This window comes from Frigidibacter sp. MR17.14 (assembly GCF_037095735.1).
Taxonomy (GTDB): Bacteria; Pseudomonadota; Alphaproteobacteria; order Rhodobacterales; family Rhodobacteraceae; genus Frigidibacter.
On the sequence record NZ_JBAWKD010000001.1, the window covers coordinates 823,830 to 848,576 of the forward strand.

The 24,747-nt window shown below is 70.7% G+C and carries 25 protein-coding genes; 6 read left to right on the forward strand and 19 right to left on the reverse strand.

The features are described 5' to 3' along the window. Window positions 1-16: 16 nt before the first annotated feature. The 3 genes from V8J36_RS03880 to pip all read right to left on the reverse strand — a co-directional run bounded on the left by V8J36_RS03880 (window position 17) and on the right by pip (window position 3,231). A complete protein-coding gene (locus V8J36_RS03880; RefSeq protein WP_336465924.1) occupies window positions 17-796 on the reverse strand; it encodes a hypothetical protein in 780 nt (259 codons plus the stop codon). Further along, window positions 793-2,121, reverse strand: coding sequence for a hypothetical protein (locus tag V8J36_RS03885; RefSeq protein WP_336465925.1), 1,329 nt, complete (start codon window positions 2,119-2,121; stop codon window positions 793-795). Before V8J36_RS03885 ends, V8J36_RS03880 begins: the two co-directional genes overlap by 4 nt. Before the next feature lie 129 nt (window positions 2,122-2,250). Then, window positions 2,251-3,231 (reverse strand): prolyl aminopeptidase, encoded by a 981-nt coding sequence (gene pip, locus V8J36_RS03890; protein WP_336465926.1) that lies wholly within the window; start codon window positions 3,229-3,231, stop codon window positions 2,251-2,253. A 77-nt stretch (window positions 3,232-3,308) separates the two neighbouring features. Between pip and ubiG the strand changes: the two genes are divergently transcribed. Continuing rightward, window positions 3,309-4,061, forward strand: coding sequence for a bifunctional 2-polyprenyl-6-hydroxyphenol methylase/3-demethylubiquinol 3-O-methyltransferase UbiG (gene ubiG / locus V8J36_RS03895; protein ID WP_442902454.1), 753 nt, complete (start codon window positions 3,309-3,311; stop codon window positions 4,059-4,061). 129 nt (window positions 4,062-4,190) lie between these two features. Here ubiG and V8J36_RS03900 read toward each other — a convergent pair whose 3' ends face one another. Genes V8J36_RS03900 through V8J36_RS03910 form a run of 3 tightly spaced genes read right to left on the reverse strand, consistent with a single transcriptional unit; the run spans window position 4,191 to window position 5,733 of the window. Then, window positions 4,191-4,646: a MarR family winged helix-turn-helix transcriptional regulator gene (locus V8J36_RS03900; RefSeq protein WP_336465927.1), complete on the reverse strand. Its 456-nt coding sequence runs from the start codon at window positions 4,644-4,646 to the stop codon at window positions 4,191-4,193. Between the two features lie 21 nt (window positions 4,647-4,667). After that, the gene (gene grxC, locus V8J36_RS03905; protein ID WP_336465928.1) at window positions 4,668-4,940 is read right to left on the reverse strand and encodes a glutaredoxin 3; all 273 of its coding nucleotides are present in this window, start codon (window positions 4,938-4,940) and stop codon (window positions 4,668-4,670) included. Window positions 4,941-4,974: 34 nt separating this feature from the next. After that, on the reverse strand, window positions 4,975-5,733 hold the full coding sequence (locus V8J36_RS03910; protein WP_336465929.1) for a ComF family protein: 759 nt from the start codon (window positions 5,731-5,733) through the stop codon (window positions 4,975-4,977). Between V8J36_RS03910 and V8J36_RS03915 the strand changes: the two genes are divergently transcribed. After that, window positions 5,732-6,562, forward strand: a complete 831-nt coding sequence (locus V8J36_RS03915; RefSeq protein ID WP_336465930.1) for a methyltransferase domain-containing protein — start codon at window positions 5,732-5,734, stop codon at window positions 6,560-6,562. The two genes, V8J36_RS03910 and V8J36_RS03915, sit on opposite strands and share 2 nt — an antisense overlap. A gap of 248 nt (window positions 6,563-6,810) precedes the next feature. Here the strand turns inward: V8J36_RS03915 and V8J36_RS03920 are convergent, their stop codons facing one another. Together V8J36_RS03920 and otsB are read right to left on the reverse strand one after the other, a co-directional pair. Then, on the reverse strand, window positions 6,811-8,208 hold the full coding sequence (locus V8J36_RS03920) for an alpha,alpha-trehalose-phosphate synthase (UDP-forming) (RefSeq protein ID WP_336465931.1): 1,398 nt from the start codon (window positions 8,206-8,208) through the stop codon (window positions 6,811-6,813). Between the two features lie 14 nt (window positions 8,209-8,222). After that, entirely contained in the window at window positions 8,223-8,969 is a 747-nt protein-coding gene (otsB, locus tag V8J36_RS03925) for a trehalose-phosphatase (protein ID WP_336465932.1), read from the reverse strand. 132 nt (window positions 8,970-9,101) lie between these two features. Between otsB and hemH the strand changes: the two genes are divergently transcribed. Beyond that, entirely contained in the window at window positions 9,102-10,166 is a 1,065-nt protein-coding gene (gene hemH, locus V8J36_RS03930) for a ferrochelatase (RefSeq protein WP_336465933.1), read from the forward strand. A 179-nt stretch (window positions 10,167-10,345) separates the two neighbouring features. Here the strand turns inward: hemH and V8J36_RS03935 are convergent, their stop codons facing one another. Continuing rightward, the gene (locus V8J36_RS03935) at window positions 10,346-10,528 is read right to left on the reverse strand and encodes a hypothetical protein (protein WP_336465934.1); all 183 of its coding nucleotides are present in this window, start codon (window positions 10,526-10,528) and stop codon (window positions 10,346-10,348) included. A gap of 146 nt (window positions 10,529-10,674) precedes the next feature. Beyond that, the gene (locus V8J36_RS03940; protein ID WP_336465935.1) at window positions 10,675-11,328 is read right to left on the reverse strand and encodes a L,D-transpeptidase; all 654 of its coding nucleotides are present in this window, start codon (window positions 11,326-11,328) and stop codon (window positions 10,675-10,677) included. A 279-nt stretch (window positions 11,329-11,607) separates the two neighbouring features. Here V8J36_RS03940 and V8J36_RS03945 point away from each other — a divergent pair, with 279 nt between their 5' ends. Continuing rightward, window positions 11,608-12,126, forward strand: a complete 519-nt coding sequence (locus V8J36_RS03945) for a CAP domain-containing protein (RefSeq protein WP_336465936.1) — start codon at window positions 11,608-11,610, stop codon at window positions 12,124-12,126. Between the two features lie 172 nt (window positions 12,127-12,298). On the opposite strand, the gene V8J36_RS03950 is transcribed toward V8J36_RS03945, so the two are convergent. The 7 genes from V8J36_RS03950 to hslO all read right to left on the reverse strand — a co-directional run bounded on the left by V8J36_RS03950 (window position 12,299) and on the right by hslO (window position 20,765). Continuing rightward, window positions 12,299-12,799, reverse strand: coding sequence for a L,D-transpeptidase family protein (locus V8J36_RS03950; protein ID WP_336465937.1), 501 nt, complete (start codon window positions 12,797-12,799; stop codon window positions 12,299-12,301). 110 nt (window positions 12,800-12,909) lie between these two features. After that, window positions 12,910-14,139 carry a class I SAM-dependent RNA methyltransferase gene (locus V8J36_RS03955; RefSeq protein ID WP_336465938.1) on the reverse strand — a complete coding sequence of 410 codons (1,230 nt, stop codon included), beginning with the start codon at window positions 14,137-14,139 and terminating at the stop codon, window positions 12,910-12,912. 4 nt (window positions 14,140-14,143) lie between these two features. Continuing rightward, window positions 14,144-15,997: an ABC transporter ATP-binding protein gene (locus V8J36_RS03960; RefSeq protein ID WP_336465939.1), complete on the reverse strand. Its 1,854-nt coding sequence runs from the start codon at window positions 15,995-15,997 to the stop codon at window positions 14,144-14,146. Beyond that, the gene (locus V8J36_RS03965; protein ID WP_336465940.1) at window positions 15,994-17,844 is read right to left on the reverse strand and encodes an ABC transporter ATP-binding protein; all 1,851 of its coding nucleotides are present in this window, start codon (window positions 17,842-17,844) and stop codon (window positions 15,994-15,996) included. Before V8J36_RS03965 ends, V8J36_RS03960 begins: the two co-directional genes overlap by 4 nt. Window positions 17,845-18,006: 162 nt before the next feature. Continuing rightward, complete coding sequence (locus V8J36_RS03970; protein ID WP_336465941.1) at window positions 18,007-19,143, reverse strand: CCA tRNA nucleotidyltransferase; 1,137 nt, start codon at window positions 19,141-19,143, stop codon at window positions 18,007-18,009. Then, a complete protein-coding gene (locus tag V8J36_RS03975; protein WP_442902455.1) occupies window positions 19,127-19,768 on the reverse strand; it encodes a CoA pyrophosphatase in 642 nt (213 codons plus the stop codon). The genes V8J36_RS03970 and V8J36_RS03975 overlap by 17 nt, the downstream gene beginning before the upstream one ends. Next, window positions 19,761-20,765 carry an Hsp33 family molecular chaperone HslO gene (gene hslO / locus V8J36_RS03980; RefSeq protein WP_336465942.1) on the reverse strand — a complete coding sequence of 335 codons (1,005 nt, stop codon included), beginning with the start codon at window positions 20,763-20,765 and terminating at the stop codon, window positions 19,761-19,763. The genes V8J36_RS03975 and hslO overlap by 8 nt, the downstream gene beginning before the upstream one ends. A 137-nt stretch (window positions 20,766-20,902) precedes the next feature. Here hslO and V8J36_RS03985 point away from each other — a divergent pair, with 137 nt between their 5' ends. Beyond that, entirely contained in the window at window positions 20,903-21,346 is a 444-nt protein-coding gene (locus V8J36_RS03985; protein WP_336465943.1) for an NUDIX hydrolase, read from the forward strand. Between the two features lie 184 nt (window positions 21,347-21,530). Here the strand turns inward: V8J36_RS03985 and V8J36_RS03990 are convergent, their stop codons facing one another. After that, window positions 21,531-22,802 (reverse strand): PP2C family protein-serine/threonine phosphatase, encoded by a 1,272-nt coding sequence (locus V8J36_RS03990; protein WP_336465944.1) that lies wholly within the window; start codon window positions 22,800-22,802, stop codon window positions 21,531-21,533. Between the two features lie 226 nt (window positions 22,803-23,028). Here V8J36_RS03990 and V8J36_RS03995 point away from each other — a divergent pair, with 226 nt between their 5' ends. Next, on the forward strand, window positions 23,029-23,364 hold the full coding sequence (locus V8J36_RS03995) for an Hpt domain-containing protein (RefSeq protein ID WP_336465945.1): 336 nt from the start codon (window positions 23,029-23,031) through the stop codon (window positions 23,362-23,364). 23 nt (window positions 23,365-23,387) lie between these two features. On the opposite strand, the gene ilvA is transcribed toward V8J36_RS03995, so the two are convergent. Then, window positions 23,388-24,635: a threonine ammonia-lyase IlvA gene (gene ilvA, locus V8J36_RS04000; RefSeq protein ID WP_336465946.1), complete on the reverse strand. Its 1,248-nt coding sequence runs from the start codon at window positions 24,633-24,635 to the stop codon at window positions 23,388-23,390. Window positions 24,636-24,747: the final 112 nt, after the last annotated feature.

The following is a 24,747-nucleotide window of genomic DNA, read 5'->3' on the forward strand; positions in this document are numbered from 1 at the left end:
GGCGGCGAAGGCAAGCTCACTCGACCAGTTGGGTGGCCACGCGCCAGTCGGTCAGCTCCTCGGGCAGCAGGATGTAGATGTCGTCGGGCGGCGTCGCCAGCGCCTTCGACATCACCATCGGGTCGATGCCCATGTCGTGCAGGTAGCCCATCACCTCGGCCTGCCCCGCCTGTACGTCGGACACCGCGGTGAAGGCCGGCATCAGGCTGTTCTCGCCGAAATAGTGCTGGTGCACGCCGACGCGCGCCGCGCGGTCCACGCGCCGCTCGGTGCCGCCGGCAAGGATGTAGGGACAGGCCGAAAAGCACGAGGCCCCCGCCGCCATCACCGTCGGCAGGCCCGCGGCGCGGATCGCGCGCCCGATCTCGAGCGCGTCGCTGACCGAGCCGCCGGGGCTGTGCAGCGCCACCGCCGCGGGGGGCGTGGCCCAGCCCTCGAGCTCGCGCGTGAAGCGGGCGGCGTCGCCGGGCTCGATCGCGCCCGTCAGCAGCAGCGTGTCGGGGACACCGGCGATGGTCGCGCGCTCGAAGCTCAGCCGGCTTGGCACCGCGTCGCGGCGCGGAAAGCCCGGGCCGGCGGGGCGGTCGGTGGGCAACAGGCGGGGGCTGAAGCGCCGCGTCTGGTCGCCGGGGCGCACCGGCACCTCGGTCGCCGGTGCCGGGTCGCCGCCGGGCAGAAGGCCCGGATAGGCGGTCATCACGTCGCCCGCGACGATGACGCCCGCCAGCGCGATCTGCAGGCCGAGCATCGCCTTGAGCACGCGGGCCTGCGTCCAGCCCCGGGCGAGCGCCGTCATGGCCGGCGCTGCCCGCGGTCGAGCGAGGCGACATTGTCCGGCGTCTCGGGCTGCAGCCTGTCGCCCGGCGGCTGTGGCGACGCGGGCGGCGGGGCGCCCGCGCCCTCGATCTCGCGCAGCGCGGCCATCGCGGCGCGCAGTTCGGCCAGCGTCATCGTCTCGCGCGGGTCGATCGGATCGCGATGCGCACGGATCGCCGATTGCGCGACCATCATCATGAAGACCAGCACCGCCGGCAGCAGGTCGATAGCGATGGCGCCCGCCCAGCTGGGGATGAAGTCGCCCGCATAACGCAGCACGGCCTCGGCGGTCGAGATCGGCTGATAGGTGGTCTCTTCCGGCACCGGCATCGCCATCACCGCCTGCGCTGCGGCGCGCAGCGTGTCGGCGCGCTGCTTCAGCAGGCCCAGAACCGAATCGATGGTCGTCTGCTGGCCCGAGCGGATCGCCTCGGTCGAGCCGTCCAGAGCCGGCAGCACCACCGAGGCGGACAGGTCCTGCGCCGCCCGGTCCACGAGCGGCGCCACCGACAGCTGGCGCAGCTGCGCGATCAGACCGGCGAGGCGCACCGATTCCTCGGCGAAGCGCACCGAGCGTTCGTTGACGTCGCCCGCCCCCGCGGTTAGTTCGCGCATGCGGCTGAGGATCGCGTTGCCCTCCTCAAAAGCGGCGGTGATCTGCGGCCCCTGCCCTTCGATCTGGCTTTCCAGCCCCGACAGCTCGTCGGCCTTCTGGGTCAGCACCCGGAACACCGCGCCCCGGCCCGCGGTCCCCGACAGATCGCCCGTGGCCTCCTGCGCGGAGAGGTCCTGAAAGCTCTGCCGCGCGCGGGCGACGTCGAGCTGCAGCGACTGGCCGGCGACGGCGACGCGGTTCGCCAGTTCAAGCTCGGTCTGGTAGTCCTGCACCGTCTCGGCCAGGTGCTGCTCTACCGCCGCCGCGCCGGCCAGCGCCGCGGCGTTCAGCCAGCTGGACATGGCGATGATCGCCGCCGAGCCGAGGCCCATGGTCAGCAGCATCCCCAGCCGGTCGCGGGCCGAGCGCATCGCGGGCACCAGCCGGACCATGTAGCTCCAGAACACGAAGATCGCGACCGAGACCGCCAGCGAATAGGCGACGGCGGCGAAGAAGGTCATGCCGCCGGTGCCGTCGAGCTGCGAGCGCACGCCGAGGTAGGTGTAGATCCCCGAGGCGACCGAAAGGACGCCCAGCGCCATCGGCGCGAAGCTGTCGAGCGCGGTCAGGTGGCCCTCGATCTCGCGGGCATGGGACAGGCCGCGCGCCTCGCTGCGGCTTGGTGCGGTCGTTTGTCCGTCACTCGTCATGGGTGGTTCCCCGGGGGTCCGGCCCCAGCGCCGGACCGAGGGAACTTAAGGAATCATTAAAGCCGCACAATCGTCGCAGGACATAGCAGGGGCCCCGAAGCGCCCGCGCTCGCGCAAATGTCAGCGATTTCAGCCGTGGATTTGGGCGAGACCGTCCATGATCCGCACCAGCTCGGCGCTGATGCCGGGTTCCGACAGCGCATGCCCGGCCATCGGCACCATGCGCAGCTCCGCCCGCGCCCAGCCATCGGCAAGCCGGTGGGCCGAGACCGGCGGGCAGATCATGTCGTAGCGGCCCTGCACGATGTCGGCGGGGATCTCTTCGATGCGGTGGCGGTTCTTCAGAAGCTGCCCGTCGCTGTCCATGAAGGCGCCATTGTGGAAATAGTGGTTCTCGATCCGGGCGAAGGCGCGGGCATAGTCCGAGGCGGCCTCGCCCAGTGGGCCGTCATGCTCGATCGCGGCCAGCGCGTTTTCCCAGTTGGCCCAGATCCGGCCGTGGCGTGCCTCGGATCCGTAGTCGCCCGAGAACAGCCGGCGGTGATACGCGCCGATCATGTCGCCGCGCTCGTCCTCGGGGATCGGGCGGCAGAAATCGCGCCAGAGATCCGGCCAGAAGGCCCCGGCGCCGCCGCCGTAGAACCAGTCGAGTTCGGAGCGCTGCGCGAGGAAGACGCCGCGCAGCACGAGATGCATCACCCGTTCCGGGTGGCTTTGCGCATAGGCCAGCGCGAGCGTCGCGCCCCAGCTGCCGCCGAAGACGATCCAGCGGTCGATGCCCAGCGTCTGGCGGATCGTCTCGATGTCGCGGACGAGATGCCAGGTGGTGTTGGCCTCGACCGAGGCATGGGGCCGCGAGCGGCCGCAGCCGCGCTGGTCGAAGAGGACGGCGCGGAACGTGCTCGGGTCGAAATAGCGCCGCATCGCCGGCGAGCAGCCGCCACCCGGGCCGCCGTGCAGCACGATCACCGGGATCCCGTCCCGGAGACCGCATTGTTCGACGTAAAGCGTGTGACCTTCTCCGACCGCGAGCATGCGCTGGTCGAAGGGTTCGGTCGCCTGATAGAGCGGGGGGATCCCGCTGCGCTTTTGGCCTGCGTTCCTGTCCATGAGCGGACTATATAACCGAAACGATCCGCCCCGCCACCCGATCAGGCGCCGGGGCCGCGCCACCGAAGGAGCCCCTCATGTCCGATGCCAGCCCCATGTCGACGGTCGATCCGGCAGAGGTCGCGAAGTTCGAGGCGATGGCGGCCGACTGGTGGAATCCGCATGGCAAGTTCAAGCCTCTGCACCTGATGAACCCCTGCCGGTTGGACTACATCACCACGCAGATCGCGGGCGAGTTCGGGCGCGACCTGTCGGCGCCCGCGCCCTTCGCGGGGCTGCGGGTGCTGGACATCGGCTGCGGCGGCGGCCTTCTGTCCGAGCCGATGGCGCGGCTGGGGGCCGAGGTCGTGGGCGCCGACGCGGCCGAGCGCAACATTCCGGTGGCGCGGATCCATGCCGATCAGTCGGGTCTGGCGATCGACTACCGCCACACCACCGCCGAGGCGCTGGCGGCGGCGGGCGAGCGGTTCGACGTGGTGCTGAACATGGAGGTGGTCGAGCATGTGGCCGATCCGCCTTCGTACCTGCGGGCCTGCCACGACCTGCTGAAACCGGGCGGGCTGATGCTGTGCTCGACCCTGAACCGCAATTCGAAGTCGTTCCTGATGGCGATCATCGGCGCGGAATGGGTTATGCGCTGGCTGCCGAAGGGCACCCATGACTGGCAGAAGTTCATCACTCCGGAAGAGCTTTACGGGCTTCTGCGCGGGGCGGGGATGGAGCCGGTCGACCGGCAGGGCATGGTGTTCAACCCGGTGAGCTGGAGCTGGTCGCTGTCGGAGCGCGACCTGTCGGTGAACTACGTGACCGCGAGCCTGCGGCCGCGGTGAGGGCAGAGGGGGCGCTGCCCCCGTCCCGTGCCGGGACTCCCCCGGGATATTTTCGCCAATGCGAAAGCGGGAAGACAGGGGGCGCTGCGCCCTCACCCCCGGGATATTTTGTCAAAGTCGATGGGGCGGTCAGTCCTCGGCGCCGAGGCGGAGGCGCAGCTCGCGCAGCACCGGCAGGACGGCACGGACCTTCTCGACGCCCACGGCCTTCACCACTTCGCCGATCACCGGCGAGAGGGCGGCCAGGGCCGCGTCGCGGGCGGCGCGGCCGGCGGGGCTGATCGCCACGAACTTGCGTCGTGCATCGTCCCAGTCGGGGCGAATGTGGATGTGGCCGGCCCATTCGAGCTTCGAGAGCGTGTTGGTCATCGCGCCGCGGGTGACGTGGAAGGTGCGGGCGAGCTGCGCGGGGGTGCGTTCCTCCTGCGCGCGGGCGAGGTGGTTCAGCACCGAGAAATGCGAGATCTCCATGCCCTTCGGCAGCGCCTTGGACACGACGGTGCGGGCAAGCTGGTCCGCCATGAACACCTCGGCAAAAAGCGCCGCGGCCAGGGGATCGGCGCCCGGATCGACGGGAGTGGCCATCTCAGCCGTCCTGCCGCGCGCTCACGCGCCGAGCCCCAGGAGCGCGTCGAGCTTGCCGGCATGATCCAGCGCATGGATGTCGTCCGAGCCGCCGACATGCAGCCCGTCGATGAAGATCTGCGGAACCGAGGTGCGGCCCCCCGCGCGCTCGGTCATCGCGCGGCGCAGCGCCGGGTCGCCCGAGACGTCGGTTTCCTCGAACAGCACCCCCTTGCCGGTCAGCAGCCGCTTGGCGGAGAGGCAGTAGGGGCACCAGGGGGTGGTGTAGATCTCGACACGGGCGGCAGCAGGCATGCGGGGTTCCTTTCGACCCCGGGACTATAGTCTTTCAGCCGTCCTTCGCAACGCGGGCCAGCGACAGCACATGCACCGGGCCGGCGCCGGCCCGGCCCAGCGCCTCGGTCGCGCTGGCGAAGGTCGCGCCCGAGGTCATCACGTCGTCGATCAGCAGCACCGGGCGGCCGGCGATCGCGGACTGGCGGCGCGGGTGCGGGGCGATCGCCGCGGCGAGGTTGGCGAATCGCTCGTCGGGCGAGCGGCCCTCCTGGCTGGGGGTGGCGCGCGAGCGCAGGAGCGCGTCGGGGCAGCAGGGCAGATGCAGCCTGCGCGCCACCCCCTGGGCGAGCAGGGCCGACTGGTTGAAGCGGCGGCGCAGCAGACGGCGCCAGTGCAGGGGGATCGGCACCGCGACCATCCCGGGCAGGATCAGCGGTGCCGCCGCCTGCGCCATCCAGCCGGCGAGCATCGGCACCAGCTCGAGCCGGTCGCCGTGTTTCAGCTGCATCGCCAAGTCGCGCCCGCGCCCGGCATAGCCCAGCGCTGCCCGTCCGCGCGCCCAGGGCCGTGGGATCCGGCGGCAGTCGTCGCACTGCTCGGCGCGGTCGGAGGTGCCGGGCAGCGCGGCGCCGCACAGGTCGCAGACGAGGCCGGTCAGGAACACCGTCTCTTGCCAGCAGCTGCCGCAGAGCGCGCCCTCGTCCGCCACGGGCGTGCCGCAGCCGGCGCAGGCCGGCGGGAAGGCCAGCCGCAGCGCCCGCCGCGCCAGCGCTTTCCCCTGCGCGCGCATGAGGCTAGTGTCCGCGACCATGTCGAGCCCCCCTGCCCTCACCGACCGCGCCGCCCTTCTGGCCCATCGCGCCCGCGCCCGCCGCGCCGGGCCCGAACTGTTCCTGCACGAGACCGCCGCCGCCGAGATCGAGGAAAGGCTGGCCGAGGTTAACAGGACGTTTATGGCGCCGGTCGTGGTCGCGCCCTTCGCCGGGCCGTGGCAGGCGATCCTGCCGGGGGTGCGGGTGATCCCGGATGCAGAGGTGCTGGACCTGCAGGAGGGTGCGCAGGATCTGGTGATCCATGCCATGGGCCTGCACTGGGCCGAGGATCCGGTGGGCCAGCTGATCCAGTGCCGGCGGGCGCTGGCGCCGGACGGGCTGTTCCTGGGGGTGATGTTCGGCGGCCGCACCCTGAACGAGGCGCGCAGCGCTCTGGCCGAGGCCGAGATCGCGGTGGCGGGCGGGCTGTCGCCGCGCGTGCTGCCGATGGGCGAGATCCGCGACCTCGGCGCGCTTCTGCAGCGCGCGGGGCTGGCGCTGCCGGTGGCCGACAGCGCCGTGCAGACCATCGAGTACCGCGACCTGTCCGGGCTGATCCGCGACCTGCGCGGCATGGGCGAGACGAATGCGCTGGCCGCCCGCCTGCGCCGGCCGATGAGCCGTGCGATGCTGGCCGCCTTCGCCGAGGCCTATGCCCGCGCCTTCGCCACACCCGAGGGTCGGCTGCGCGCGACCTTCGAGCTGATCTTCCTCACCGGCTGGGCGCCGCATGACAGCCAGCAGCAGCCGCTGCGCCCCGGCTCGGCCAAGCAGCGGTTGGCCGATGCGCTGAAGGTGCCCGAGACGAAGCTGCCCGGCGGAGCCTAGTGCGCCGATGATCGCGTCAGCGCGCCCGTTCCACTGGCGCCGCTGGCCGCGATCTCGCACGCGGCCGCCCCGAAGTGCGGCAAGCGGTCTGCGTTCCGCACGAAGCTGCGCGACCGAAGACCTGCCTGCGTCAGTGTCGCGGGTGGCGCCCTGTAAAAGCCGATCGGCCGGGCGCATCCACTTCGCGCGCCCCGGCCTCGCCCCTGCCCGTCCGCCGCGGGCGGCAGCCTGCACGGGCGGCGGCGCGGCTAGCGCCCGACCCGCGCGGCCGAGGCCCCGGTCAGCGCGGTCAGGAAGGCGTCGGACCACCAGTGCACGTCCTGCGCGCCCAGCCCCTCCATCAGCGCGGCGTGGCGACGGCGGCGCTCTGACCGCGGCATGGTCAGCGCGGTCAGGATCTGGGCCGCGATCTCGCCCTCGTCATGCGGGTTGACGATCAGCGCTTCCGGCATCTGCTCGGCAGCGCCCGCAAAGCGCGACAGGATCAGCACGCCCGGGTCCTCGGGGTCCTGCGCCGCGACGAATTCCTTGGCGACAAGGTTCATCCCGTCCATCAGCGGCGTCACCAGCGCGATATGCGAGGCGCGGTAGAGCCCGGCGAGCGTCTCGCGCGGGACCGGGCGGTGGATGTAGCGGATCGGTGTCCAGGTGATGTCGGCAAAGGCACCGTTGACCTTGCCGGCAAGGCCTTCCAGCTCTTCGCGGATGTCGTCATAGGCCTTCACCCCCTCGCGGGTCGGCGGGGCGATCTGCAGCAGCGACACCCTACGGTGCCAATCCTCCTGCAGGTCGAGGAAATGGCGGAAGGCGCGGAAGCGGTTCGGCAGGCCCTTGGAATAGTCCAGCCGGTCGACGCCGATCATCAGCTGGCGCGGCGGCTTGACGATCCCCGGCGGCAGGCGGTCGAAGGCCTGCCCGGCCAGCCGCGTGAAATCAGCGGTGTCGATGCCGATCGGGAAGGCCGCGAGGCGCATCCGGCGCCCGTCGAGCGCATAGAGACCCTCTTCAAGCTCTTCGGCCCCGGCAAGGCGGGTCAGCGCGCCGCGGGCATGGACGCAGTCGCGCTGCGCCTGCAGCCCTACGAGGTCATGGGCCATCAGCCAGCCGCAGATCTCGTTGCCCTGCGGCATGGACTGCAACGCCAGCGCGGTCGGGAACGGCGTGTGCAGGAAGAAGCCGATCGGGTTCTCGACGCCCAGCCGGCGCAGCTCGGCCGCCAGGGGCAGCAGGTGGTAGTCGTGGATCCAGATGCGGTCCTCGCGCCGCAGCACCTTGGCGACGATGCGCGCGATGCGGCGGTTGACGGCGCGGTAGGTCTCGTGATCCTCGCGGCGGAATTCCATCAGGTCGGCGCGGTCGTGGAACACCGGCCAAAGCACGGAATTCGAGAAGCCGGCGTAATAGCCTTCCTGCTCGGCCGCGGTCAGGCGGAAAGCGAGGCGGCGGAAGGCGCCGCCCTCGATCTCTGTCAGGTCGTCCTCGGGCTGGTCGGTGGTTTCAGGCGCGGCGCCGATCCAGATCCCGCCCGAGCGTTCCAGCACGTCGGCCAGCGCCACCACCAACCCGCCCGAGGGCTCTGCCCCGGTCGGTATCCTGTTCGACAGGCAGATCAGCCGCCCGCGCCCCAAGCCCCCGCTTCCGTCCATTTCGGTCCCCTCCCTCAACACTGCTCGGCCAGCCAGCCCAGCACCTCGGCCGGGCCGGACAGGCGATGCGCCGCGACGGACTCGCCGCAGCCGATCTTCACGCCGAACCCGCCCGCGCGCGCCGCCCAGGCGATGGCGGGCTCGTCGGTGGCGTCGTCGCCCAGAAAGACCGGCAGCCGGCCCGCCAGTGGCGGCAGATGCGCGACGGCGGCCAGCGCGGCGTCCTTGGTCGCGCCCTTGGGGCGCAGTTCGAAGGCCATCTTCGCCGGCTGCAGCTCAAGCCCCGGTTCCCCGGCCAGCACCGCCTCGACGAAGGCGCGCACCTCGGGCTCGGCCTCGGGCCGGGCACGGAAATGCAGGGCCGCGCCATGGGGCTTCGGCTCTGCCAGCAGGTCATGCTCTGCCGCGAAACCGGCGAAGCGGGCATGCAGCGCGGCTAGATCGCGCGGGCCCGCGCCGCCGGGCAGCCTCGGCAGCCCGCGCGTCTCGGCCCCGTGCGAGCCGATGACGGGGCCGTCGAAGGCCGGCAGGAATCGCTCGATTTCCGCCAGACTGCGGCCCGAGACGATGGCTAGCGCCCCGTCCAGCCGGCGCGACAGCGCGTCGAGCAAGGGGCCCAGTGCGGGCGGCACGAGGATCGCGTCGGGGCGCGGCGCGATCTCGACCAGCGTGCCGTCGAAATCGAGCAGCAGCGCATGGCGCGCAGGGTCGAGCCGCGGCGGCGCCGGGACGTCGGGCGTTGTGTCGGTATGCCGGATCATGTCTCTTTCCGAGGAAGCCGGGGTGGCGCATCGTCGCCTTTGACCCCGTGACAAAACGGTTTATCTCGGCCTCGGTTCCGCCGCCGCCCGGTGGTGGGCAGAGGTCCGCACAGAACGATGGGGAACAGGACGATGGACGCCAGCACGAGCAGCGCAGCAGCGAGACCCGCCCATGCCCCGGCCGATCACCCGGCGGTGACGCGGCCGAAGATCGGGGTGCTGATCGCCAATCTCGGCACGCCGGACAATTACGATTACTGGTCGATGCGGCGCTACCTGAACGAATTCCTCTCGGACAAGCGGGTGATCGATTACCCTAGCTGGAAATGGCAGCCGATCCTGCAGGCGATCGTGCTGACCAAGCGCCCGTTCTCGTCAGGGGCGAACTACAAGTCGATCTGGAACCACGATCTGGGCGAGAGCCCGCTGATGACCATCACCAAGGCGCAGACCGCCAAGCTGCGCGCCGCCTGCGAGGCCCGCTGGGGCGCCGGGGTGCAGGTCGAGTTCTGCATGCGCTACGGCAATCCCTCGACCCAGTCGGTGGTGGACCGAATGGTGAAAGCCGGCTGCGAGAAGATCCTGTTCCTGCCGCTCTATCCCCAATACGCGGGGGCCACGAGCGCCACGGCGAACGACGCCTTCTTCCGCGCCCTGATGAAACAGAAGCGCCAGCCCGCGGCGCGCACCGCGCCCGAATATTTCGCCTCGCCGCGCTATATCGATGCGCTGGCGGGCTCGGTCGAGCGGGCCTTCGCGGCGCTTGACGACCAGCCGGCGAAGCTCGTCGCCTCGTATCACGGGATGCCGAAGCGCTATCTGATGGAGGGCGATCCCTACCATTGCCAGTGCCAGAAGACCTCGCGCCTGCTGCGCGAGCGGCTGGGCTGGGGCCCCGAGCGGATCGACACGACCTTCCAGTCGGTCTTCGGTCCCGAGGAATGGCTGCGCCCCTACACCGTCGAGCACGTGGCCGAACTGGCGAAGCAGGGCGTCAAACACATTGCCGTGATCTCGCCGGCCTTCTCGGCCGATTGCATCGAGACGCTGGAGGAGATCAACGGCGAGATCCGTGAGGCCTTCGAGCACGCGGGTGGCGAGCGCTTCACCTACATCCCCTGCCTGAACGACGACGACGCGCATATCGCGGCGCTGATGGAGGAGATCGCGCAGGGGCTGGCGGGCTGGATCGCCTGAGGGCGCGGCACGCGGCGCGGGACGGATCCGGGGCTTCGGTCCCGGGTCGCCCGGACGCGGCGAGTGCCGGGGCGTCACTCTGGTCGAGGGCCAATCATTCGAGGGCCAAACCCTTGGCCCGAATATGAAAAAGGCGGCAGGTCACCCTGCCGCCTTTTCCTATGACCTTGCGGTCTGGATCAGTCAGCGGCCACAACGGCAGCGACGAGAACCAGCAGCAGCAGCGGAACAACGATGCCGGCCGACGAGGACGAGGTGTCTTCGACGATGACTTCCGGCTCGACGACGGGCTCAACATAGCCGCCGGCGAAGGCCGAGGAAGCAGCAACCGACAGGGCAGCGGCGAGCGCGAGTTTCTTCATAGTAACCTCCAGTTACGCCCTTGGCCGAATTTTGTGAGGACGGCAAAGGCTCTCAAGTCTGTACCTCGTGAAACCGTCTAACCAAGTTCCCGCGTGATTTGCAACGGCATCCTCAGCGCGGGGCGGCAGACGGCCGCCAGATGTCGTCAAATTAGCAACACCTGCGTGCCTACTTTCGCGAAGCCGAAAAGTTCCGTGATATGTTGATTATAAAGTCCGATGCAGCCGTTCGACGACCGGCGGCCGATCTTGCGCGTGTCATGCGTGCCGTGGATGCGGTAATACTGCCACGACAGGTACAGCGCATAGGGACCGAGCGGGTTCATCGGATCGCCGCCCGCCACGAACTCCGGCCAGTCGGGATAGCGCTCGCGCATCGAGGGGGTCGGGCGCCACGGCGGCGCGGTGACCTTCTGCGTGACCGAGGTCTGGCCCTTGCGGGTCAGCTCGTCCGTCGCCGGGACCGAGGTCGGGTAAAGGCGATAGATGCTTTCATCCTCGGACCAGTAGTGCAGCGCGCGGCTGTCGATATCGACAAGGATCACGCCGTTCTTGGTGTTCGAGAAATAGTCCTGCCAGCGCAGGGTGCGGAAGGCCGAGGCATTGCGGCGGGCGCCGGGCTGCACGGCGGCTTCCATCACCGTCGAGTTCGCCATCGGGTTCGACTGCGCCAGCGCCGGCGCGGCAAGGCCCGTGGCCAGCGCGGCGGCGGCCGTCGACAGGAAGGTGCGGCGGCTGGCCACAGGGCTGCCGGCAACAGGACTGCTGGGGGCAAAGGGGTGACGCGGACCTTGCGCCATGATCGGGTTCTCCTGGACTGACCTGTCTCTCGGGGGACGCGCGGATTTCTGCGGGCGCGCCTTGGGCCGGGGACCGGGCGGTCTTCGGCCGAATGGGCCCTTCCCTACCGGAAAGCCGGTCCTGCGACAACTCACGCACGCGTAATCGCGCGCGGGTGATCGCCTGCGGCCCGCCCTAGACCCGCCCGAGACCCGCAAGGGGCCCGATGGGGGTTTGATCCCGGCGCGCGGGGCCTGTATGGCTGCGCGCCAGTGCGCCCCTGATGCGATGCCCCTGCCATGATCACCCGCCGCCTCACCACCTCTGCCCTGCTCGTCTCTGCCCTGGCGCTGGCCGCCTGTGGCGGCACGCCCGTGAAGCTCGGCGCCGACGGCAAGCCGCTGCCGCGCGTCTACAAGATCGCCGCCGGGCAGGAGAGCGTGATCCAGTACCGCTTCCTCGACGCGGTGAACGCCCTGCGGCAGGCCCGCGGCGCGGCGCCGATGGTGCTGGATGCCCAGCTGACCGCCGCCGCCGCGACCCATGCGCGCGACATGGCGGTGCAGAACCGGCCCTGGCACTTCGGCTCGGACGGCTCGTCCCCGGTCGAGCGGGTGCGCCGCACCGGTTATCCGGGCATCGCGCAGGGCGAGAACATCTCGGAAAGCTACGAGACCGAGCTGGAAACGCTGTCGGCCTGGATGGAGGATGCGAACACCGCGCGCGTCGTCACCGACCCGAACGCACGCGCCGTGGGCCTGTCCTGGTACCAGGAGCCGAACGGCAAGATCTGGTGGACGATGGTCACCGGGAACTGAGCGGCGCGCGATGATGCCGGACGGATGAGGGGGCGCTGCCCCCTCGCGGGCCCTGCCCGCTCACCCCCGGGATATTTTTGCCAGTGCGAAAGCCGGGAAGAGGGGGCTCCGCCCCCGCCGCCTCCGGCGGCTCCCCCGGAGTATTTTCGCCAAGCCGAAGACGCGCGGCGCCTCAGGGGACGATGGTGATCGGCGTGCCGTTGCGGACCATCGCGTAGACGTCTTCCATCTCTTCGTCGGTGACGGCGATGCAGCCGTCGGTCCAGTCCCAGAGATCCTTCGGCGGCCGCGCACGGCCGACGCCGTGGATCACGATCGCGCCGCCCGGCTCCTTGCCCTGCGCATGGGCGAAGTCCGCGTCCATCACGTTCGGATAGGAGATGCCGATCGACAGGTGGAAGGGGCTGTCGGGCTTGCGGCGGTCGATCAGGTAGGTGCCCTCGGGCGTCTTGCCGTCGCCCTCGAATTCCTTGTGGCCGACAGGCTGCTTGCCCAGCGAGACGTTGTAGACCTTCAGCGCCTGCGTCCCGTGCATCAGGAACATCTTGCGATCGGACTTGTCGACGTAGATGCCCGTCACGTCGGGACCGCGATAGGTCTTGAACTTCGAGTCGCCACAGCCCGACACGAGGCCGAGGCTCGCCATCAACATGCATACCGCGATCATGCGCATCGTCTACCGTAACTGCTCGGGGGAGGATTTATCGTGGGAGGTCTTTTGCCCGAGCAGATACACCGACAGGTAAATTTCGCCTAGACGCTGCGTCGGCGCTCACGCAAGCGTCATCGCCGGCTGTTGCGGAAGCGCGCCACCAGCTCGACATGCGCCGACCAGCGGAACTGGTCGACGACCTGCACCTGCTCGAGCGTGTAGCCCGCCGCCACCAGCCGCGCCGCGTCGCGGGCGAAGGTCACCGGGTTGCAGGAGACATAGGCGATCACCGGCACCGTCGCGGCGGCGAGCTCGGCCGATTGCGCCTCGGCCCCGGCGCGGGGCGGGTCGATGACGATGGCATCGTAGCGGTTCAGCTCGTCGGGCAGCAGCGGGCGGCGGAAGAGGTCGCGGGTCTCGGTGCTGACGCGCTTCAGACCGGGGGCCCGGCGCCAGCCGCGGTCGAGCGCGGCAAGGGCCGCGGCATCGGATTCGACGGCATGGACCTCGGCCCCGGCGGCGAGCGGCAGGGTGAAGGTGCCGGCCCCGGCGAAGAGGTCGGCGATGCGGTCGGCGCCTTGGGTGATCTTCAGGACCTCGGCCACCAGCGCGGCCTCGCCGGCGCGGGTGGCCTGCAGGAAGCCACCGGCGGGCGGCTCGACCAGCCCCGCCCCGAAGCGCTGCGCCGGCGGGCGGCGACCGGCGACGGTCTCGCCCTCCCAGGTAAGGCGGGCGAGGTCGGCGGTCTCGGCCACGGCCGAGAGCGACTGGAACAGCGCCGGGTCCATCGGCTTGCCACCGGTGACGGCAAGATCGAGCCCGCCCTCGGTCACCGTCAGCGTCAGGTCGAGCCCGCCCTTGCGCGAGCCGCCCGCCAGCACGATCTCGCGCAGCACCGGAAGCGCCGCGATCAGCGCGGGGTCGAGCAGCAGGCAGTTCGGGATCTCGACCACCGTGTCCGAGGCGCGGGCGTGGAAGCCGACGAGCGCCCCGGTCTTGGTGCGCCGGCCGGCGAAGGTCGCGCGGCGGCGCGAGCGGGCGGGCGAGGTGATCGTCTCCAGCACCGGGGCCTGCAGCCCCTGCCCGGCCAGCGCCACCTCGACCACCTGCCGCTTCCAGCCGGCGACGAAGGGGTCCGAGGCGTGCTGCAACGAACAGCCCCCGCAGGCGCGGTAATGCGGACAGGGCGCCCTCACCCGGTCGGCCGAGGGCGTGACGATCTTCGGCGTGGCGATCCGGCCGCCCTCGACCGCGCCGTCGACGACCTCGCCCGGCAGCGCGCCGGGGACATAGAGCGGCCCGGCCTCGGTGCGGGCGATGCCCTCGGCATGCAGCGAAAGGCGGTCGATGGTGACGGTCATGGGTTCACTCGGCGGCTGAAGGCTCGGCATCCTCGTCCTCGGTGCCGATGAAGCCGCCCGATTGCCGGTTCCAGTAGCGCGCGTAAAGGCCATTTTGCGCCAGCAGCTCGGCATGGGTGCCCTGCTCGACGATCCGGCCACGGTCCAGCACCACGATCCGGTCCATCTCGGCGATGGTCGACAGCCGGTGGGCGATGGCCAGCACCGTCTTGCCCTCCATCACCCGGGTCAGCGCCTCCTGGATCGAGGCCTCGACCTCGGAATCCAGCGCAGAGGTCGCTTCGTCCAGCACGAGGATCGGCGCGTCCTTCAGGAAGGCCCGCGCCAGCGCGATCCGCTGGCGCTGCCCGCCGGACAGCTTCACGCCGCGCTCGCCCAGATGCGCCTCGTAGCCCTTGCGGCCCGCGTGGTCCCTGAGCCCGAGGATGAACTCATGCGCCTCGGCGGCCCGGGCGGCGGCGATCATCTGATCCTCGGTCGCCAGCGGGTTGCCGTACATGATGTTGTCGCGGGCCGAGCGGTTGAACATCGCGGTTTCCTGCGTGACCATGCCGATCTGGCGGCGCAGGCTTTCCTGCGTCACGCCGCGGATGTCGGTCCCATCGATGCGGATCGCGCCCTGTTCAACGTCGTAAAGCCTGAGCAGCACCGAGACGAGCGTCGACTTGCCCGCGCCCGAGGCACCGACGATCCCCAGCCGCTCGCCCGGGGCGATGGTCAGGTCGATGTCGGACAGCCCGCCCTCCTCGCGCCCGTAGGCGAAGGTGACATGGTCGAAGGCGACCTCGCCCCGCGGCACCGCAAGGCTGCCCGCATCCGCCGCATCGGTCAGGCTGTGCTGCGGCGAGAGGGTGTTCATCCCGTCCTCGACCTCGCCGACCGAGCCATACATGTTCATCAGCGACATCGACACCCAACCGGTCATCTGCGCGATGCGGATCGCGATGGTGCCCGAGGCCGCGATCTCGCCCGCGGTGGCGACGCCCTGGTTCCAGAGCCAGATCGTGCCGCCGATCAGGATCACCGGCAGCAGGCCCGACACCAGCATCAGCGAGCCGCGGAACCCAGCCGAGACCCAGCCGAAATCCATCGCCCGGTCGCGGAAGCCCGCCATCGCGGCCAGCGCGGCGCGGTCCTCGTGCTCGGAATGGGCGAAAAGCTTGACGGTCTTGATGTTGGTGATCGTGTCGACGACCTGCCCCGTCACCATCGCGCGGGCCGAGGCACGCGCGGCCGAGCGCTTGCGGACGCGCGGCATGAACCAGCGGATCATCGTGAGATAGACCGCGAGCCAGGCCAGGAGCGCGACCGCGATCCAGCCGTCAATGGCGATCAGGAAGATCGCCGAGCCCACGACCGAGGCCAGCGCGAAGCAGACGGTGTTGACGAATTCCGAGGCAACATCGGTGACCGCCCGCGCGGTCTGCATCTGCTTCTGGGCGATGCGGCCGGCGAAGTCGTTGTCGAAGAAGGTGACAGACTGGCCCATCGTCCAGCGGTGCAGGCGCGACAGCACCAGGGGCAGGATGTTCGGCTGCACCACCAGCGCGTTCGAGGCCGAGTTCAGCCCGAAGACCGCCGGGCGCAGGATCAGGAAATAGACCAGCGCCCCCAGCAGCAGCGAGCCATGGGCGCTGAACGCCTCGCCCACCGGGGTCGCGATCACCGCGTCGATCACCCAGCCGAGGATCGTCGCCGAGATGATCTCGAGCGTGCCGGCCGCGGCCGAGAAGACCGCGCCCCAAGTCAGCGCCGGCCAGGCGCCGGACAGGCACCAGGCGAAGAAGCGCCCCAGCGTGGCGGGCGGCGGGCCCTCTGCCGGTTGGAACGCGTCGATGAAGGTCGCGGGATGCTTCATGCGGATGTCTCGTCTTCGTCGGTGCCGAGGAAGCCGCCGGACTGGCGGCCCCAGAAGCCGGCGTAAAGACCGCCGGCGGCCAGAAGCTGGTCATGGGTGCCGATCTCGGCGATGCGGCCCTCCTCCATCACCACGATGCGGTCCATCGCGGCGATGGTCGAGAGCCGGTGCGCGATAGCCAGCACCGTCTTGCCCTGCATCACGCCATAGAGCGTCTGCTGGATCGCGGCCTCGGCCTCGCTGTCCAAGGCCGAGGTCGCCTCGTCCAGGATCAGGATCGGCGCGTCCTTCAGGATGACGCGGGCGAGCGCGATGCGCTGGCGCTGGCCGCCCGACAGCTTCACGCCGCGCTCGCCCACCTGCGCGTCATAGCCGCGGTTGCCGTGCTGGTCCTGCAGGGTCAGGATGAAGTCATGCGCCTCGGCCCGCGTCGCGGCGGCGATAATCTCGGCCTCAGTCGCGTCGGGGCGGCCGTAAAGGATGTTCTCGCGCACGGTGCGGTGCAGCAGAGAGCTGTCCTGCTGGACCATCCCGATCGCGCTGCGCAGGCTGTCCTGCGTTACCCGGGCGATGTCCTGCCCGTCGATCTCGATCCGGCCGGCCTCGGCGTCGTAGAAGCGCAGCATCAGCTTGACGAGGGTCGATTTCCCCGCGCCCGACCGCCCGACGATGCCCACGCGCTCGCCCGCCGCGATGGTCAGGTCCAGCGCCTCGAGCCCGCCGCGGCGGCGGCCGTAGTGATGGGTGACGCCCTTCACCGCGATCTCGCCCCGCGTCAGGGCCAGAGCCTTGGCGCCGCGCGCGTCGGTCAGGGTGACGGGGGCGGTGATCGTCTCCATCCCCTCGGCCACGGTGCCGAGCGCGTTCACGAGGTTCGTCGTCGCCCACATGATCCAGTAGGTCAGGTTGTTCAGCCGCAAGACCAGCGCCGCGGCGGCGGCCACCAGCCCGACGGTGGCAGAGCCCTGCGTCCAGAACCAGATCGCGAGCGCGATCACGCCCACGATCATCGCGCCGTTCATCGCGGTCAGCACCAGGTCCATGCGGGTGATGATCCGCATCTCGACCTGCACCTTTTCGCGCGCGGTCTCTATCGCCTCGCGGGCATAGGCCAGTTCGCGGTCGTGATGGGCGAAGAGCTTGACGGAATGGATGTTGGAATAGCTGTCCACCACCCGCCCGGTGATCGCCGAGCGCGCGTCGGACGAAGCCTGCGCGGCCGGTCCCGCGCGGCGGATCGTCCAGCGCATCAGCGCGAGATAGGCGCCGAGCCAGACCAGCACCGGGATCACCAGCCGCGGGTCGGTGCCGGCCAGCATCACCAGCGAGCCGAGCACGGTTGTGACCGCGAAGGCCACGGCGTCGAAGGTCTGGAACACCGCGTCGCCGGCGGCGGTGGGCGCCTGCATGATCCGGTTGGCGATGCGGCCCGCGAAGTCGTTCTCGAACCAGCCGACCGGCTGGCGCAGCACGTGGCGGTGCGCCCGCCAGCGCACCAGCGTGGCGAAGTTCGGCAGGATCGTGTTGTGCAGCAGCGCCACGGTGCCGACGACGAGGAACGGGCGGATCAGCAGGACGAAGGCGGCGACCGCAAGGAATTCGAGCCCGTGCGCGGCCAGCACCTCGGCCGGGCGGCCCTCGGCCAGCAGGTCGACGACCCGGCCGACGTACCAGATCATGCCCACGTCGATGAAGGCCGCGACCATCGACAGCAGGCCCGTGGCGACGAAGACGCCGCGGAACGGGCGGGCATGGGTCAGGATGAACGGCCAGAGCCGGCGCGAGGGGGCGTCGGTCTCGGCATAGGGCTGGAACGGGTCGACGAGGGTTTCGAAGAAGCGGAACATCGGTCTGCCGGATTGGGGACGCGAAAGGGATCGGGGGCCGGGCGGGACGCGCCTTCGATATAGGCGGGCGGGCGGGAAAGGAAAACCTCCGGTGGCGGGGGCGCTGCCCCCGTCGCGCGGGACGCGCGACTCCCCCGGGATATTTGGGCCAATGAGAATGGCTCAGGTCAGCAGGTCATCGCGCGTGGCGGTCAGGTTCGAGGCGCTCCAGCGGGCCTCGGCGTCTTTCAGCGCCTGACCCAGCGCCGGACCGGCGAGGCCACGGGCCGCATAGTCGGCGGCGGAGACCGGGAGGGTGGCGGCGGCGCCGCGCGCGATCTCGGCGCCGGCGTCTTCGGGCGGCATTTCGAGCAGCGCGGCGCGCAGGGCGAGGGCGCCGGCGGCATCTTGCGCGCCGAGGCGCCAGCCGAGGACCGCGGGGCTCTCGAGGCCGGTCGCGGCCTCGCGCAGGGCGGCAAGGCGGCGAGCTTCGGCCTTCGACAGGCGCAGGTCCCGCACCGGGTCCTCACCACCCAGCGCCGCAAGGCGCAGGATCGGGTCGCGTTCGGGCGAAAAAGCGACAAGCAGCGGCAGCGCGCGCGGATCGGCGCCGGGCAGCGCCGGGGCGAGGCAGCCGGCCTGCGCCATCGCGGCCAGCGCCGGGGCGGGATCGGCGGCAGAGAGCAGCTTCTTCATCTCGGCGCCTATGCGCTCGCGCGACAGGGTCGCGATGCCTTCCGACTGCGCGGCGCAGGCGGCGAGGCCTTCGGGGTCGATCCCGCCCTCGGGATCGGCGTACCAGGCGTGGAAGCGGAAGAAGCGCAGGATGCGCAGATAATCCTCGCGGATCCGGTCCTCGGCCCGGCCCACGAAGCGCAGGCGGCGCGCGCTGAGGTCGGCCAAGCCGCCAAGCGGGTCGAGAACGGTGCCGTCAGCCTCGGCATAGAGCGCGTTCATCGTGAAATCGCGCCGCGCCGCGTCCTCGGCCACGTCGGTCGAGAAGGCGACGGTGGCATGGCGGCCATGGGTTTCCACATCGCGGCGGAAGGTGGTGACCTCGTGCGGGGCGCCGGCGGCGACGACGGTGATCGTGCCATGCTCGATGCCTGTCGGCACCGGCTTCAGGCCCGCCGCTTGCGCGCAGGCGATCACCGACTCGGGCAGCGCGTCGGTGGCGATGTCTATGTCGGTGACCGGCTCGCCCAGCAGCGCGTTGCGCACGCAGCCGCCGACCAGCAGCGCCCGGTGGCCGCCCGCCGCCAGCGCCGCCATCACCGGCATGAGCCCGGGGCGCGCGAGGATCTCAGCCGCGATCCGCATCATTCATCCGCAGCGCCAGCGCCCGCAGCATCCGCGCCGTGGCGCCCCAGATGTAATATGGCCCGTAAGGCACCGCCCAATAGGCCCGCCATTCCCCGAGCCAGCGGCGACGTTCCAGCCGGTAGCGCGACAAGTCCGCGACATGCGACAGCGGCACCGCGAAGACCTCGGCCACCTCGCCGGCTTCGGGCGCGGGGCGGAAGGGCGCGTCGATCCAGCCGAAGACGGGGGTGCAGAGAAAGCCTGTCACTGTCTCATGCGCGGGCATCGTGCCCAGCAGTTCGACCGCGGGCGTCGGCAGGCCGATCTCTTCGCGGGCCTCGCGCAGGGCGGCGGCGACCGGGTCGGCATCCGACGGGTCGACCTTGCCGCCCGGAAACGCGATCTGGCCCGGGTGGTGCTTCAGCCGCGACGAGCGCTTGGTCAGCAGCACCTCGGGCCCCGCGGGGCCGTCGCGGAAGGCCGCGAGCACGCCCGCGGGCCGCAGCTTGCGGTTGGCCGGGGGCGCGAGCCCCGCCGTCATATCGTAATCGGAAGAGCCCGCGGCATCGGCGCGCGCGCCCGCCACCGCGGCGCGCAGGGCGGCCTCGGTGAACCGGACGCGCGGGCCGGACGTGTCAGGCATCGTCGCCATCGGGGGTCTTCACCGCCTCGAAGCCCAGCGTCTGCGGGTCGAACTCGTAATGCGCGCCGCAGAACTGGCAGTCGGCGGTGACGATGCCTTCGTCCGTCGTCATGTGGCCGATGTCCTTGGCCGAATAGATCGACAGCGACTGCCGCACCTTCTCGTCCGAGCAGGTGCAGCCGAACTCGACCGGCTGCGCGTCATAGACCCGCGGCGCCTCTTCGTGGAAGAGCCGGACCAGAAGATCGGTGGGCTGCACCGTCGGGCCGATCAGTTCCAGATCCTCGACCGTGTCCAGAAGCAGGTTGGCGCGGGTCCAGTTCTCGCCCTCGTCGCCGTCGAGGATGTCGTTCGCGGCCAGAAGCCCGCCCTCGCCGGTGCCGCCCTCGGACGCCACGAAGGGCGAGGCCTTGGGCATGTGCTGCAACATCACCCCGCCCGCGCGCCAGCGCTCGGCCTGACCCGGCAGGGTCGAGCGGCCGTAGCTGAGCGCGAAGCGCGTCGGCAGCTGCTCGGACTGCGCGAAATAGGTCTCCGCGCAGGAGGACAGCGAGCCGCCGGCGATCGGCGTGATGCCCTGATAGGGCTGCATGCCCGAGCCCTGGTCGATCAGGATCGCGAAATAGCCCTTGCCGATCAGGTCGAAGGGATTCGCCGCCTCGGCCAGCCGGGTCTCGTCGAAGCTGGCCCAGCCACGGATCCGCGCGGGTTCGCCCTCGGCTTCGGGGCCGTAATAGTCGGTGGCGATGATGCGGACCGGGCCGTCGCCGCGGATCTGCAGCGACAGTTTCCAGCGCAGCTTGACGGTCTGGCCGATCAGCGCGGTCAGCAGCGCGGCCTCGGCGACCAGCGCCTCGATGGCCGGGGGATAGGCGTGCTGGGACAGCACCTTCTCGAGCACGCCGTCAAGGCGCGCGACCCGGCCGCGAATGTCGCTCCGGTCAAGCTGGAAGGGCAGGACGGTATCGTCCCAGGCGATCTGCGACAGCGTGGTCATGGCAATTCCTTCCCGGGGGCTGCGGCACCAAGGGGCGCGCGCGGGCAATCGGGGATCAAGGGGGGTTTCCTCGGCATCCGGGCCTTGGCATACCGCGACCATATAGGCAGGGGCAATCGGGGAACCAAGGGGGTCTCATGATCAGGCGCATCGGAGAGCCGCCGCGCGCGGACCAGACCTATCGCCGCAGGCCGGGTGCCTATGCGGTGCTGCTGCGCGAGGGGATGGTGCTGCTGACCCACCAGTCCGCGCCGGTGCCGGAATTCCAGCTGCCGGGCGGCGGCATCGACCCCGGCGAGCAGCCGATCCCCGCCCTGACCCGCGAGATCTACGAGGAAACCGGCTGGTCGGCGGCGGTCGAGCGGCGGCTCGGGGCGTTCCGCCGCTTCACCTACATGCCCGAGTACGACCGATGGGCCGAGAAGCTCTGCACCGTCTACCTCGCCCGCCCGGTGCTGCGCCGCGGCCCGCCGACCGAGGCCGGGCACGAGGCGGTCTGGATGCGCCCCGGTGACGCGATCGCGGCGGTGGGCAACGACGGCGACAGGATGTTCCTGATCCGGGCGCTCGGGCTGGGCTGACGCTTCGCCAGCCTGCGCCCGCACGGCCTGTCGCGCCAGCCGCGGCCCCGTCGTTTCTCAAGTGCCGTGTCGCGTCAGGCGGCCGCTTCCGCGGCGCGCCGCAACCGGCACCGCGCGATCCGCGCGAACGCCGGCATTCGACCGGTCGGCTCGAGACCCGCGGGTGCGCGGGCCGGGCAGCACCTCATCCCTCGGGCTTGGGACGGCGGAAGTCGATCAGCACCGCCGAGACGTCGTCATCCTCGGCCGCCGGCCGCCCTGCGACGCCCTCGCCCAGCGCCGCGAGGAACTGCGGGCCGGGCGCGGTGCCCAGCCAGCGCAGGTCGTCGACCGCCTCGGCCAGCCCATCCGACAGCAGCAGCAGCCGGTCTCCGGGCGCCAGCGTCACCGTCGCCTCGGCATAGTCCGCGCCCTCGACCAGCCCGATGGGAAAGCCGCCCGCGCCCAGCGCCAGCACCTCGCCGCTGGCGCGCAGCCACAGCGGATGCGGATGGCCGGCCTGCACGAAGCGCACCTGCCCCGTGACCAGATCGGCATCGGCGTAAAGCAGCGTCGCGTAGCTTTCGCCGCCGAACTCGTCCAGCATCAGCCGGTTCAGCAGCGTCGCCACCTCGGCCGGGGGACGGCCGTCGTGAATGCCAAGCTCGGTCTCGACCAGTGCGAGATTGCGTTCCGGCGCGCCGGCCGAGAGCCGTCCCGCCAGCTGCGCCGCAACCAGCGCCGAGGCGACCCCATGTCCCGAGACATCCAGCGAGAACAGCCCGATCCGCCGCGCCGTGATCGGGAAGAACCCGACGAGGTCGCCGCCCAGATGGCCGGCGGGGCGCAGCAGCAGCGACACCTCGGTCCCGCCGAAGTCGCGGAAGCGTTCGGGCAGCAGCCGCTCCTGCAGGCGGCGGGCGGCCTGCAGGTCACGCTCCATCGCCTCCTGCGCGCGGCGCAGGTCGGCCAGCGTCTCGGCGATGACCCGCGCCTTGCGCCGCAGCCGCCGCTCCATGTCGATGACCCGCGCTCCGGCGGCGATACGGGCCAGTAGTTCCTGCACATGCACGGGCTTGGTCAGGAAGTCGTCCGCCCCGGCCTCGAGCCCGGCCGAGATCTGGTGCTTCTCGACCCGAGAGCTCATCAGGATGAAATACAGGTATCCCGACCCCGCCTGCCGAAGCCGGCCGCACAGCGTCAGCCCGTCGCCATCGGGCATCATCCAGGACGACAGGACAAGATCGGGCGCGGTCGCGGCGGCGATCTTCAGCGCCTCGCCCATCGAGCCGGCCTCGTCCACGGTGAAGCCGTGCGGGGCCAGCAGGCGGGCGATGAAGCGCCGCTGCATCCTACTGTCGTCGACGACCAGCACCCGGCGCACGGTATCGGCGCGCCCGCCCCGCCCCCCCGCGGCAAGATCCGGCAGGGCATCTGCCGCCGGTTCGGGGGCGGCCCCCGCCGTGCCCTGCCCCATGGTGCCCGCGATGCCCCTGCCCCCCGCCTGCCTCTGTCTGCCATGGCCCGGGATTGCACAGGCCATCCTTGCCCGGCTCGATCTTCAGCCGGTGCGATCTTCGCCCGGCAAGGTGAAGCATTCCTTTCGAAATCCCGCGCCGCAGCCCGGTATCGCTTAACCCGGTCTTCAACCGCCGACGCTAGGGTCGAAGACGGCGTGGGGGCGCCGGTTGAAGGGGTTTTCGATGATCGATTGGGATCGGGTCGAAGAGCTGCGCTCAGAACTCGGCGCAGAGGGATTCCGCGAGGTGACGGAGCTGTTTCTGGAAGAGGTCGAGGGTCTTCTCGACCGCTGCCCGAACCGCCCCGAGCGGCGCGAGGATGATTTCCATTTCCTCAAGGGCAGTGCCTGGAACATCGGCTTCGCCGCGCTGGCCGACATCTGCCAGGAGGGCGAGCGGCAGGCCGCGCGCGGCGCGCCGATGGCCGTGGATCTGGGCGACGTGCGCCGGATCTGGGCCGAGTCGCGCGCGGCCTTCCTGACCGGGCTCGGCCCCGACTGGATCACCGCCGCCGCCTGAGCGGCCCGGCTTCGGATGCGGCGTCAGATCAGGAATTCGGCCAGCAGGGCATCCTCGGTGATGTCGCGGTAGCTAAAGCCCGCGGCGTCGAGCTGATCGGTCAGCCGGGCGAAGTTGCCCGGCTCCGACGTCTCGATCCCGATGAGCACGGAACCGAAGTTGCGCGCCGATTTCTTCAGGTATTCGAAGCGGGCGATGTCATCCTCGGGGCCCAGCATCGCCAGGAACTCGCGCAGGGCGCCGGGGCGCTGCGGCATGCGCAGGATGTAGTATTTCTTCAGCCCGGCGAAGCGCTGGGCGCGCTCCTTTACCTCGGGCAGGCGCTCGAAGTCGAAATTGCCGCCCGAGGTCACGCAGACCACGGTCTTGCCGCGGATCTCCTCGGCAAGGTCCGCCAGCGCGTCGACCGACAGCGCGCCAGCCGGCTCCAGCACGATGCCCTCGACGTTCAGCATCTTCAGCATCGTGGTGCAGATCCGGTCCTCGGGCGCCAGCAGCACATGTCCGGGCGAGGTGCCGGCCAGCCGCGCGAACGGCAGGGCGCCGATCCGCGCCACGGCGGCGCCGTCCACGAAACTGTCCACCCGCGGCAGCGTCACCGGCTGGCCCGCGCTCAGCGCGGCCTTCAGGCTGGCGCCCCCGGCCGGTTCGACGAAGCGGAAGGCGGTGTCCGGCGCGGCCTGCCGCAGATAGCCGGTCACCCCGGCCGACAGCCCGCCACCACCGACCGGCAGCACCACCAGATCCGGCGCGCGGCCCAGCTGGTCGAGCAGTTCGACCGCGACCGAAGACTGGCCCTCGATCACGTCGGCATCGTCGAAGGGCGCCAGGAACCGCGCGGCCGCTTCGGCACAGAAGGCCTGCGCGGCGGCCAGCGTCTGGTCGAAATAGTCGCCGGTCAGCTTGATCGTGACGCCGGCGCCGCCGAAGGTGCGCGTCTTGTCGATCTTCTGCTGCGGCGTGGTCACCGGCATGAAGATCGTGCCCTTCACGCCGAAATGCCGGCAGGCATAGGCCATGCCCTGCGCATGGTTGCCCGCGCTGGCGCAGACGAAATGGTCGGCCGCGGGGTCGGCGGCGCGGATCTTGCGCATCGCGGTGAAGGCGCCGCGCAGCTTGTAGCTGCGCACCGGCGTCAGGTCCTCGCGCTTCAGCCAGATCTCGGCCCCGTATTTCTGCGAGAGGTAGTCGTTCAGTTGCAGCGGCGTCGGATCGAACAGGTCGCGCAGCGCCTCGGTGGCGGCGCGTGCCGCGGAAAGGACGTCGGTCATGGTCTGTCTGGCTCCCGGCGCTGAGAATTGTCGCCAAGCGCCACGATAATCGGGTCATGTCAAGCAAGGCGGCGATCCCGGTCCGGGCATAGTTACGCCATCTTCCCCCGGC

Excerpts from the sequence above, each read along its gene's own strand:
- V8J36_RS03990 (WP_336465944.1), bottom strand. The coding sequence starts at position 22,802 with ATGGGGCAGGGCACGGCGGGGGCCGCCCCCGAACCGGCGGCAGATGCC.
- V8J36_RS03910 (WP_336465929.1), bottom strand. The coding sequence starts at position 5,733 with ATGGTCGCGGACACTAGCCTCATGCGCGCGCAGGGGAAAGCGCTGGCG.
- V8J36_RS03880 (WP_336465924.1), bottom strand. The coding sequence starts at position 796 with ATGACGGCGCTCGCCCGGGGCTGGACGCAGGCCCGCGTGCTCAAGGCG.
- ubiG (WP_442902454.1), top strand. The coding sequence starts at position 3,309 with ATGTCCGATGCCAGCCCCATGTCGACGGTCGATCCGGCAGAGGTCGCG.
- V8J36_RS03915 (WP_336465930.1), top strand. The coding sequence starts at position 5,732 with ATGTCGAGCCCCCCTGCCCTCACCGACCGCGCCGCCCTTCTGGCCCAT.
- V8J36_RS03935 (WP_336465934.1), bottom strand. The coding sequence starts at position 10,528 with ATGAAGAAACTCGCGCTCGCCGCTGCCCTGTCGGTTGCTGCTTCCTCG.
- hemH (WP_336465933.1), top strand. The coding sequence starts at position 9,102 with ATGGACGCCAGCACGAGCAGCGCAGCAGCGAGACCCGCCCATGCCCCG.
- otsB (WP_336465932.1), bottom strand. The coding sequence starts at position 8,969 with ATGATCCGGCATACCGACACAACGCCCGACGTCCCGGCGCCGCCGCGG.
- V8J36_RS03940 (WP_336465935.1), bottom strand. The coding sequence starts at position 11,328 with ATGGCGCAAGGTCCGCGTCACCCCTTTGCCCCCAGCAGTCCTGTTGCC.
- V8J36_RS03950 (WP_336465937.1), bottom strand. The coding sequence starts at position 12,799 with ATGCGCATGATCGCGGTATGCATGTTGATGGCGAGCCTCGGCCTCGTG.
- V8J36_RS03975 (WP_442902455.1), bottom strand. The coding sequence starts at position 19,768 with ATGCCTGACACGTCCGGCCCGCGCGTCCGGTTCACCGAGGCCGCCCTG.
- V8J36_RS03920 (WP_336465931.1), bottom strand. The coding sequence starts at position 8,208 with ATGGACGGAAGCGGGGGCTTGGGGCGCGGGCGGCTGATCTGCCTGTCG.
- V8J36_RS03945 (WP_336465936.1), top strand. The coding sequence starts at position 11,608 with ATGATCACCCGCCGCCTCACCACCTCTGCCCTGCTCGTCTCTGCCCTG.
- hslO (WP_336465942.1), bottom strand. The coding sequence starts at position 20,765 with ATGACCACGCTGTCGCAGATCGCCTGGGACGATACCGTCCTGCCCTTC.
- grxC (WP_336465928.1), bottom strand. The coding sequence starts at position 4,940 with ATGCCTGCTGCCGCCCGTGTCGAGATCTACACCACCCCCTGGTGCCCC.
- V8J36_RS03965 (WP_336465940.1), bottom strand. The coding sequence starts at position 17,844 with ATGTTCCGCTTCTTCGAAACCCTCGTCGACCCGTTCCAGCCCTATGCC.
- ilvA (WP_336465946.1), bottom strand. The coding sequence starts at position 24,635 with ATGACCGACGTCCTTTCCGCGGCACGCGCCGCCACCGAGGCGCTGCGC.
- V8J36_RS03900 (WP_336465927.1), bottom strand. The coding sequence starts at position 4,646 with ATGGCCACTCCCGTCGATCCGGGCGCCGATCCCCTGGCCGCGGCGCTT.
- V8J36_RS03985 (WP_336465943.1), top strand. The coding sequence starts at position 20,903 with ATGATCAGGCGCATCGGAGAGCCGCCGCGCGCGGACCAGACCTATCGC.
- V8J36_RS03960 (WP_336465939.1), bottom strand. The coding sequence starts at position 15,997 with ATGAAGCATCCCGCGACCTTCATCGACGCGTTCCAACCGGCAGAGGGC.
- V8J36_RS03955 (WP_336465938.1), bottom strand. The coding sequence starts at position 14,139 with ATGACCGTCACCATCGACCGCCTTTCGCTGCATGCCGAGGGCATCGCC.
- pip (WP_336465926.1), bottom strand. The coding sequence starts at position 3,231 with ATGGACAGGAACGCAGGCCAAAAGCGCAGCGGGATCCCCCCGCTCTAT.
- V8J36_RS03995 (WP_336465945.1), top strand. The coding sequence starts at position 23,029 with ATGATCGATTGGGATCGGGTCGAAGAGCTGCGCTCAGAACTCGGCGCA.
- V8J36_RS03970 (WP_336465941.1), bottom strand. The coding sequence starts at position 19,143 with ATGCGGATCGCGGCTGAGATCCTCGCGCGCCCCGGGCTCATGCCGGTG.
- V8J36_RS03885 (WP_336465925.1), bottom strand. The coding sequence starts at position 2,121 with ATGACGAGTGACGGACAAACGACCGCACCAAGCCGCAGCGAGGCGCGC.